The sequence below is a fragment of the Jatrophihabitans lederbergiae genome (assembly GCF_031845305.1).
GTDB lineage: Bacteria > Actinomycetota > Actinomycetes > Mycobacteriales > Jatrophihabitantaceae > Jatrophihabitans_A > Jatrophihabitans_A lederbergiae.
The window spans coordinates 1-243 of sequence record NZ_JAVREH010000301.1; the positions used below are offsets into that span (position 1 = coordinate 1).

The 243-nt window shown below is 69.1% G+C and carries 1 pseudogene; it reads right to left on the minus strand.

The features are described from left to right. Positions 1-243 (minus strand): annotated as a pseudogene (locus tag RM423_RS26360) (IS4 family transposase); the annotation flags it as partial.

Below are 243 nucleotides of genomic sequence, written 5' to 3' on the forward strand. Positions count from 1 at the left end.
GGCGCAGGTGGGCCAGCCAGGAGCCGTCAGGAAGGTCCTCGACGTGGGTGGGTTTGGGGCCTGCCTTGTCGGTGCGGACCCGCCACAGGAGATCCGCGCCGGTACCGATTGCCTTGCGCCACAGGGCATAGGAGAAGAAGCCACGGTCGGCCAGCACCAGCATCCCTGGCTCCAGCCGGCCCAGCAGCGGGTCGGTCAACGCGGTCTCGGACTGGGTGTAAGCGCCGATCTCGGCGGCGAAGA